The sequence below is a fragment of the Flavobacterium sp. genome, from assembly GCF_044371705.1.
In the GTDB taxonomy this organism is placed as follows: domain Bacteria; phylum Bacteroidota; class Bacteroidia; order Flavobacteriales; family Flavobacteriaceae; genus Flavobacterium.
The window spans coordinates 1-10,298 of record NZ_JBILTE010000097.1 but is presented as its reverse complement, the minus strand read 5'-3'; the positions used below and the strand labels follow the sequence as shown (position 1 = coordinate 10,298).

Here is a 10,298-nt window from a genome sequence, read left to right as displayed (position 1 = left end):
AAATTTTATTTGGCTTTCATGCAGCGTTTTAATTTTCAGATTTTTAACATAATCCGAGGTTTTGACAATTTTTTTTTGATTTGGAAGTAAATCAAAATAATTTTTGTCAAATATAACTCCATCTGCTTGCAAATAAATGCCTACTGCAACAACATCGGAAGTAACCTCAATGGTGTTTTTATCCATTTGATTTACTTGAAATGTTGGTTTTTTTAGAGCCATTTCTTTAGGTTTTGCAAAAAAATAATTCGCTTCATTTATTTCATTTTCTGAAGTAAAAATAACTTGCAAAACAATCTCTTTCTTATCTAATTGCTTAAAAATAGAATCTGCAATCTTGTATTGCATTTCTGAAGTATTTGACTTTGATTTTGCTAAAGCAACACTACTCCAGCGTACGTTCCCATTAAAATCCATAATTTTCAAATCCAGTTTTCCGGAAAAATCGGTTACATGATCATTGATTGTATAGATTTCAATTTCATTATTATTTTGATAAATATGAACTAAAAATGGCTCGTAACTTTTCTGGATTTGATAATAAAATGCTTTTTTGTCGCCATAATAATCCATAGCACTCCAAGATGTTACGGGCCAACAATCGTTGAATTGCCAGAAAAGCGTTCCCATACAGTACGGCATTGCTCTTCTGTGTGCTTCAATGGCAATTTTCATTCCTCTCGCTTGTAATAATTGAGACACATATACAAAATCATCAACGTTTTCGGGCACGTTATAATCACGTGCCATGTATTCACGAATGGTTTCATAACCTGTGGGATGCTTTTGATGGTTTTTAAATGCCTCTGATTGAAAATTCATTTCTTCTTTTGATAGCACTTTACTCAAAGTTTCCATTGACGGCATTCCTTGAAAGCCATACTCGCTAACAAATCTTCCCACCTTATCATTATAAATTTCAAATGGCTCTTTTCCCCACCAAACACCCCAATAATGAACATCACCTTGGGTTAAACTTTCTTTTCGCCCCCAACCCAATGAAGGTGAGGATGACCAATAGCGATTTTCGTTTTTTGAAAGTAAACTATCCAACACCCCTGGAATTAACTCATGAAATACTTTTTTATAATTGGTCCAAATCTCAGTAGAATCTGATTTCGAATAATTAAAATGTTTTTGCCAACCCCAATTATGCCAACCTTCATCATTTTCATTATTGCCGCACCACAAAGCTATACTTGGATGATTTCTCAAACGGATGACGTTATCAATCACTTCTTGTTTCACATTTTCTAAAAAATGATTGTCCCCGGGATACATCGCACAAGCAAACATAAAATCTTGCCAGACTAAGATGCCATTTGCATCACAGGCACTATAAAAAGAATCATCTGCATAAACACCTCCGCCCCAAACACGCAACATATTCATATTTGCATTTTTAGCATCTTTTACCATTGAAGAATAGGCGGAATCCGCAGTCCTCGATACAAAACTGTCAGGCGGAATAACATTGGCACCTTTTATAAAAACAGGTTTTCCGTTTAATTTAAAATAGAAACTTTTACCTATTTCATCATTTTCTTGGACCAATTCGATGGTACGTAAACCAATTCTTAGTTCTTTTTCGTCAATTTTATTATCATTTTGTTCCAATGAAAATTTAAAAACATATTGATGTGGAACTCCCAATCCATTGCACCACCATAGAACCGGATTTTGAATTTCATAGGGAATTTTTACCCTATTTAAACCTTTTTTCAATTGAAATGGAAACTCCTTATTGTCCACTATAATTTGATATTTTCCAGATTTCTCCGCTGTGATAGCTAAAACAAAATCCATTTTTGCAATTTCTGCATTTAGCTCTTTTTGTTGGTAATGAACATCTTTAATTGTTGCATTATTCCGGAATTTTAAATGTACTTTTTTACAAATTCCTGCTGTCACAAAACGGGGACCCCAGTCCCAACCAAAATGATATTGTGCTTTTCGCACAAAAACGCGTTCGTTCTCGGGTAACGTATAAGTCAATTTTTGTGCTTCTTCTTTACCTATTTTTGACGCTGACTCAAAATGAATTTCAAGGGTATTCGTTCCGATTTTCAGTCGGTTTTTTACATTAATTTCCCAAGTTCGAAACATATTATCAGCCGAAAGTACCTTCTCTCCATTTACGTATACTTTGGCATATGTATCTAGACAATCAAAAATTAATTCGATAGTGCTGTTTTGTAGTTCCTCTTTGGATATAATAAAATCAGTTTTATAAATCCACTTTTCATTTTCAATCCATTGTAATTGTTTTTCGTTTGCTCCAACAAACGGATCGTGAATCAGGTTGTTATGTAATAAATCGGTGTGAACTGTTCCCGGTACTTTTGCAGAAAACCATTCAGCATCGCCGCCTTTTTTAAATAGCCATTGTTCTACAGATAAATCACGAGAAGAATTTTGGGTAAATCCCAAAAAAGTAAGTAATAGAAAAACAAATGTACTCAGCCAATTCTTAACCATTTAATTTCAATTTTAAGGCTTGAATTTCTGCAAAATCTGCCAGCCCATTACCATCAAGAATTGCAGAAGAATGGTAAAATGCTGCTTTAACAATTTGATTTAGTTCATTTATATTGGAGGACCGCAAACCACCACCCGGCATAATAGTAATTCTATTTGAAGCTTCTTTTACCAATTGCTTTAAAATTGGAGTTCCTGCAACTACATTCGATTTTGTTCCGGAGGTTAAAATCGTTGTAAAACCACATGAAATAACATCTTCTAACGCTTGTTTATAATCAGAGACCTCATCAAAAGCCCGATGAAAAGTACAAGGAAAAGGTTTTGCTACTTCAACTAATTCTGAATTTATTTGTTTATTTACAGTAGTATCTTCGTTTAAAATTCCGAAAACAAATCCATCGACACCTAGGGTTTTCATTTCAATAATTGAAGTTTTAATTTGTTCAATTTCTTTTTCGCTATAGCTAAAATTACCTCCTCTCGGACGAATCATTACATACAAATCAATAGTCAGCTTTTGGCGTACATGTTTCACCGTTTCTGTAGCTGGAGTTGTTCCTCCAACTTCAATTCCGTCACACAATTCCACTCTATCCGCATTTGCATTTTGAGCAATAATTGCAGATGCAGTATTAAAACAAGCTATTTCTAGTTTACTCATCTTTCAAATAATAATCTGCATCTATCAAACGGTTTCCGCTAGTGTCATGAAGGGCATAATTAAAGCCGCCTTGCACGCAATACGACCCGTGTTCTCCCTTTTTATTAAGAGCTATAAATCCCACTTGAATATCTTTCAGTTCTTTGTTTCGATTTTTTGTCAACTTTACGATTCGCATTACTGCCTCCTTACATGCTTTTTGCGGACTCAAACCTTGTCGCATCAACTCTACAACCAAATGAGAACCGGAAATTCGGATAACTTCTTCGCCATGTCCGGTTGCAGTTGCCGCACCAATTTCATTGTCAACATACAAACCGGCTCCAATTATCGGTGAATCTCCCACTCGCCCATGCATTTTAAAAGCCATACCACTTGTGGTGCACGCTCCTGATAAATTACCATCTGAATCCATTGCAATCATGCCAATTGTATCATGATTTTCAATGTTGGCTTTTGGACTGTATTTATTGGTTTTGAGCCATTCTTTCCACTCCTTTTCAGATTCTTCAACTAGCAATATTTCTTTTTTAAAACCTTGTTGCAAAGCAAACTGCAAAGCTCCTTCGCCCACCAACATCACATGAGGTGTTTTTTCCATGACCATTCTTGCTACAGAAATTGGGTGTTTGATGTATTCCAAACACGCCACAGAGCCAATGTTTGAAAATTCATCCATAATACAAGCATCCAATGTCACACGACCTTCTCTGTCGGGTCTTCCGCCGTAACCAACACTTCTTTCGGACGGATCTCCCTCAGGGATTTTAACACCTGCTTCAACAGCATCTAATGCTCTTCCATTCTTTTTTAAAATTTCCCATGCTGCTTGATTTGCTTGCATTCCAAACTGCCAAGTAGCAAGTACGATTGGTTTTTTAATCGGTTTATCGTCAAAACGATTGTCTTCCTCTGCTGAATTTTGCTGAAATGATTGTAACGCAATTGCGGCGGACGCCAATGCCGTTGTTTTTAAAAACTCTCTTCTGTTTGCCATATTATTCTACTGAAATTTCATCCATAAACAACCAAGCATTAGAACCTGCTCCGGGATTTCCATCCGGAATTATTCCTAAATTTTTAGCTAGTACTTTGATATATTTTGCTTTTGTATTTTTAAAGATGCCTTCGATACTTCCATTGAATTTTTCGATTTCGTCTTTAGAAAACTTTTTTACTGAAATAAAAGTACTTCCGTCTTCTGAAATAAGAAATTCAATTTCTTTAGGATAATAAATCCAACTTCCAGTACTTTTTAAAACATTCAATTTGATTTTAGAAATAGTTTCCATTGCATCCAAATCAATTATTGCAATGACATCATTTCCTGAAAACCCGAGCCAATCCCTGCCAAATTTGGCTGGATTGCCTTTCATTCCATCTACTAAAGTAAAACTTCCGCCGATACCGTAATTTTCATGCGGCTGATGTACTAAAGTAATTTTCTTTCCGGATGATTTGTTGATATTGAACGTTTGTTCAATTGTGTTACTCTTTTGTTTTTCATTTTCAAAATACGCCGCTTTAATGATGCAACTTTTTGTAACTGAAATCGGTTTTGTGTAAATCATTGCATTTTTTGTTGGTTCCGAACCATCAATTGTAAAATGAATTCCTTTTGGATTGACTGCTTTCAAATTGAATTCGACACCATCTATTCCGGAAGAAACTTCAGTAGTAACTTCGTAAATTGCTTTGCTGTAATTAATCCCCCTTTTTTCATAAAAATCAAAATGCTTGATTAATCGTTTTTCAAAATTTTTATAATTCGAAGCGTTTGCTGTTCCCCACAAAACTTCAGAAAGAGCAGCCATTCTGGGCATAATCATATATTCAACATGTTTTGGTGTTTCAATGTATTCCGTCCAAACATTGGCTTGAGCACCGAGAATATACGTTGCTTCTTCGGTAGATAATTCATTTGGCGTTGGGTTAAAAGCATACACTTTTTCAGCAGTAGTATAGCCTCCAAAGGCAATTGGTTCGTTTTTTGGATCACCTTGATAATGGTCAAAATAACAATGCGATCCGGGTGACATTACTACAAAATGCTTTTGTTTGGCAGCTGCAATGCCTCCTTCGGTTCCTCTCCAACTCATCACGGCGGCATTAGGGGCTAGTCCACCTTCTAGAATTTCATCCCAACCGATTATTTTTCGCCCTTTACTATTGACAAATTTTTCGATTCGTTGAATAAAGTAACTTTGCAATTCGTGTTCGTCTTGTAATCCTTCTTTTTTGATTAACGATTGACAATGTTGACAGCTTTTCCATCGGACTTTTGGACTTTCATCACCACCTATGTGAATGTATTCTGATGGAAACAAATTGATTATTTCTGCTAAAACATTTTCTAAAAACACAAACGTTTCATCTTTTGGGCAAAATACGTCTTCAAAAACACCCCAGCCTTTTGCCACTTCAAAAGAACCTATTGTGCAAGAAAATTCAGGATAGGCGGCCAATGCTGCCAAGGAATGCCCTGGCATTTCTATTTCAGGAACAATCGTCACATGTCGTTTTTGTGCATATTTTACCACTTCTTTTATTTCTTCTTGTGTGTAAAATCCTCCGTAACGAATAGTGTCAAACTTTTGTTCGTTATAATGACCAACCATCGACCCCTTTCGCCATGCACCAACTTCTGTGAGTTTTGGATATCTTTTTATCTCAATTCGCCATCCTTGATCATCGGTTAAATGCCAATGAAACGTATTCATTTTATACATAGCGATGTAATCAATATACTTTTTGATAAAATCGATGGAGAAAAAATGACGGGAAACATCGAGGTGCATTCCTCGCCATTTATATTTAGGTGCATCTGAAATTATTTGTCCTTGAATTGCCAATTTATCAACTTTTTGAAAAGGAATCAGTTGTAAAAAAGTTTGAATTCCGTAGAACAATCCTTGGTTTGTGGAGGAAGAGATGTGAACTTTGTTTTTTGCTATCGAGAGCAGGTAACTTTCTCTATCAAATTCAGTAGTATCTGGAATTTGAATTATAAATTGAATACTATTTTTGTTAGAATAATTAGAGGAAATTTTTAAATCTAAACCCGTTTTTGCTTGAATAATTTCTTTTAAAAATAATGCTTCAAAAGAATTTGGATTAGGAGAAAAAATGACTGTGTTTTTATCAAGTTCAAAATACTCATTCTTAAATTCAATTTGTTTAGGAATTGGTATAAGCGGTAAATTTTCTTGACTATATCCCCATAGGGATAGAAATAGAAAAACTGAAAGAAAAAATTTAGTCATGAGGGTTTCTTTGTTCATGCTAAATTTAGTAAAAATAAAAATGCCTCACCATTGTGAAGCATTTTTTTATGAAAGGTTAAAAATTATTATTTTTTAAACTCTTCAATCTTCGCGTTAACCTCTTCTTCTGTTCCTTCAAAAGTTTGAGTAGCTGTTTTTGTTTCACCATTTTCAGTGGTTGAAACCGACACTGTGGCAACAACTTTCCCTTCAGCGTTGAGAGTTTTTTCTATCGAAACATTTTTAGAAACTTCTTTTGTTTCTTCATTCATGAATTTACAATTATTGTTAGTACATCCTTTTGCTATACACTCTTCTTTTGACATTGATGTACACACTTCAGTGCTTGAACAACAAGCTACTTTTTCCGAAATTGTTGCTGCATCGTGACCTCCTAAAATTGGAGCAATTACCAATCCAATTAAACAAGTTAATTTGATTAAAATGTTCATTGAAGGACCAGAAGTGTCTTTAAAAGGATCACCCACAGTATCTCCGGTTACAGCTGCTTTGTGAGCATCAGAACCTTTGTAGGTCATTTCACCATTAATCATTACACCTGCTTCAAATGATTTTTTCGCATTATCCCAAGCACCACCGGCATTGTTTTGGAAAACCGCCCAAAGCACACCCGAAACGGTAACTCCAGCCATATAACCACCTAACATTTCAGCAATTAATTTGTTGTCATAACCAATCAACATAGGTAAAACCGCAATAAGAATTGGGAAACCAATCGTTAAAATTCCAGGTAACATCATTTCGCGTAAAGCGGCTTTTGTAGAAATCTCAACACATTTACCGTATTCAGGTTTTCCTGTTCCTTCCATGATTCCAGGAATTTCTTTGAACTGACGACGCACTTCATACACCATATCCATTGCAGCTTTTCCAACTGAATTCATTGCCAAAGCAGAGAAAACCACCGGAATCATTCCACCCACAAATAACATTGCTAAAACCGGAGCTTTAAAAATGTTGATTCCGTCAATTCCTGTAAACGTTACATAAGCTGCAAATAATGCTAACGAAGTTAATGCTGCAGAAGCAATGGCAAAACCTTTTCCGGTTGCAGCAGTTGTATTTCCAACAGAGTCTAAAATATCTGTACGTGTACGAACTTCTTTAGGTAATTCGCTCATTTCGGCAATACCGCCGGCATTATCAGAAATTGGTCCGAAAGCATCAATCGCTAATTGCATAGCTGTTGTAGCCATCATCGCAGACGCAGCTAAAGCCACACCATAAAAACCGGCTAATGCATAAGATGCCCAAATTGCACCTGCAAAAATTAAAACCGTTGGGAAAGTAGAAATCATACCCGTTGCTAAACCTGCAATTACGTTTGTTCCTGCTCCGGTTGATGATTTTTGTACAATTGCCAAAACCGGTTTTGTACCCAATCCTGTGTAATATTCGGTTACAGATGAAATAACACCACCCACAAATAAACCAACAATGGTAGCATAGAATACTCTCATGGATGAAATTTCTTTTAACCCTTCACCAAAGAACTCCATGTTCATGGTTTCAGGCAACATATATTTTACTAATACAAAACAAGCAACTGCCGTTAATGCAATGGATGCCCAGTTTCCTAAATTTAAAGCACCTTGTACCTCTTTTTCTTTTGCGTTGTTATCTTTAATTTTTACCAACATAGTTCCGATGATTGAGAATAAAATTCCAAAACCGGCAATTGCCATTGGTAATAAAATAGGACCGATTCCTCCAAACGCATCTTCAATTTTTCCACCCATGTCTTTAATAACATAGTTTCCTAAAACCATAGCTGCTAAAACAGTTGCCACATACGAACCAAATAAATCGGCACCCATTCCGGCAACGTCACCCACGTTATCACCTACGTTATCTGCAATTGTTGCAGGATTACGTGGATCATCTTCAGGAATTCCTGCTTCTACTTTACCCACTAAATCGGCACCAACATCGGCAGCTTTCGTATAAATACCACCACCCACACGAGCGAATAATGCAATTGATTCAGCACCAAGAGAAAAACCGGCTAAAGTTTCAAGAACGATAGTCATATCTTCTGTAGATGTCCAAGTTCCATTCATAAAGAAATGGAATAATATAATGAAGAAACCTGTTAAACCTAATACAGCTAAACCGGCAACGCCCAATCCCATTACTGTTCCACCACCAAAAGAAACTTTTAAAGCTTGTGGCAAACTTGTACGAGCGGCTTGCGTTGTTCTAACGTTAGTTTTAGTGGCAATTTTCATCCCCATATTTCCAGCCAATGCCGAGAAAAAAGCACCAAAAATAAACGCTACTACTATTAAGATATGTGTTGTTGGAACGATATATGAAATTCCTGCCAAAGCGATACTAGCACCAATAACAAAGAAAGTCAGTAATCGATATTCAGCTTTAAGAAATGCCAAAGCACCTTCGTAGATGTAATCTGAAATCTCTTTCATTTTTCCATCGCCTGCATCCTGCTTTAATACCCAAGCTCTTTTGGCCCACATAAAAGCTAACCCTATTAATGCCATGATTATTGGCACATAAATCATAATTGAATCCATAAATATGTATTTTATAAATTTTTTAACGATTGCAAAAGTAACAAAATAGGAATAAAAAAAAGCAACTATTAAAAAAAGGTATGAAATAGTTTTTGATTTAAAAATAAAACCCAAAAGAACCTTTGACTGTAAAGTTGTTTGTATCGGGTAAATCTCTATAATTTCCTCTCCAAGTGCAATCCAATCTAAAAACTTTAAAAATATTGCCTACGCCAAAACCATATTCCCAATAAGGTTTTTCAGGAGCTAAATAGATTATGTTTGAAGCATTCAAGCGAATATTTTCTTCAGAAACTGATCCTACAACTCCTCTGACAGTAACGATTTCTCTCAAATTTAGTTTTCGCACACCGGGAATTCTCGAGAATATTCTTCCTAGGAAATGATGTTCCAGTTGAAAAGTAGCATATTGGTCGGAAACAAATTCGTAGAAATTCAAATTATTGAATGTATTGTCAATGATAAAATACGATTGATTCCCGGGAATGACGCTTAGTAATCCCAAAGGGACTTCACCAAAAGTTTTACCTGCTTCACTAATTACATTTAATCGACCAAAACCGCCCAATAAAATAGGTTGCTTAATATAAATCTGAATTTTATCATAATCAAAATCACTATCCAAAATACCTTTATAACCTTTGCTATAGCTCACAAAGAAACGCGAATAAGGACTATCAACAATATTTCGTTCGACACCGTAGCCAAAAGTTTTTCGTTTAGGGGTATAATCTACCGAAAAAGACATTTCCGACTGCTTCACCTGCGATTGAACCGTTGTTTGTGATGCATCTGTATAATAATCTAAACTAAACAAATCGGAAGCTGATTTTAATGTGCGATAACTAATTCCGGCTTCAAAAGTCAAATTTTTTACCGGTTCGATATTCATTGACAATGTACTTAAATTGATACTTGTTAAATTGACATTTGAACCGCTCATAAAAAGTCCAGTTGATGCAAAACTTCTTCCTAAAACATTGTTTGTTGTAGTCAGATTTGCTCCAATTTGTTCAATATCTCGCCTATTTCCACCTTCTAAAATCAATCGGTTTTTAGGGTTTAGCATTATTTTGCCCGACAATCCATATTTTACCTGATCATCTTTAAAACCGTAGGCGGTATAGAACTGTAGTCGCCACGGGTCATTTCTGCCAAAATAAGTTCTACCACCAAACCTCAGTCGCAACCCCTCAACATCGCTATATCCGATAGCTGAAAAAATGGGTCCAAAATCAAATTTGCCGTGTTGGATATAACCGCTTCCTAAAATAGTCACCAAATCGTAAATTTGAGTAAATTTTTTAACTGTTTGAAGTGTATCAAGCATTTTATAAA

At 35.6% G+C, this 10,298-nt stretch carries 6 protein-coding genes; all 6 read right to left on the bottom strand.

All coding sequences use genetic code 11. The annotated features are described in order from the left end of the window. Window positions 1-2,478: glycosyl hydrolase 2 galactose-binding domain-containing protein (locus ACIQ2S_RS08075; RefSeq protein ID WP_396174802.1), on the bottom strand; the 2,478-nt coding region annotated here is incomplete at its 3' end. Next, window positions 2,471-3,142, bottom strand: coding sequence for a copper homeostasis protein CutC (locus ACIQ2S_RS08070; RefSeq protein ID WP_396174800.1), 672 nt, complete (start codon window positions 3,140-3,142; stop codon window positions 2,471-2,473). The genes ACIQ2S_RS08070 and ACIQ2S_RS08075, both read right to left, overlap by 8 nt. Next, entirely contained in the window at window positions 3,135-4,139 is a 1,005-nt protein-coding gene (locus ACIQ2S_RS08065) for an isoaspartyl peptidase/L-asparaginase family protein (RefSeq protein WP_396174798.1), read from the bottom strand. Before ACIQ2S_RS08065 ends, ACIQ2S_RS08070 begins: the two co-directional genes overlap by 8 nt. A 1-nt stretch (window position 4,140) precedes the next feature. Next, the gene (locus ACIQ2S_RS08060) at window positions 4,141-6,423 is read right to left on the bottom strand and encodes a family 20 glycosylhydrolase (RefSeq protein WP_396174796.1); all 2,283 of its coding nucleotides are present in this window, start codon (window positions 6,421-6,423) and stop codon (window positions 4,141-4,143) included. 68 nt (window positions 6,424-6,491) lie between these two features. Beyond that, the gene (locus ACIQ2S_RS08055; protein ID WP_396174794.1) at window positions 6,492-8,960 is read right to left on the bottom strand and encodes a sodium-translocating pyrophosphatase; all 2,469 of its coding nucleotides are present in this window, start codon (window positions 8,958-8,960) and stop codon (window positions 6,492-6,494) included. A 97-nt stretch (window positions 8,961-9,057) separates the two neighbouring features. Further along, window positions 9,058-10,298 (bottom strand): DUF5686 family protein (locus ACIQ2S_RS08050; protein WP_396174792.1); only part of this gene is annotated, 1,241 nt, incomplete at its 5' end.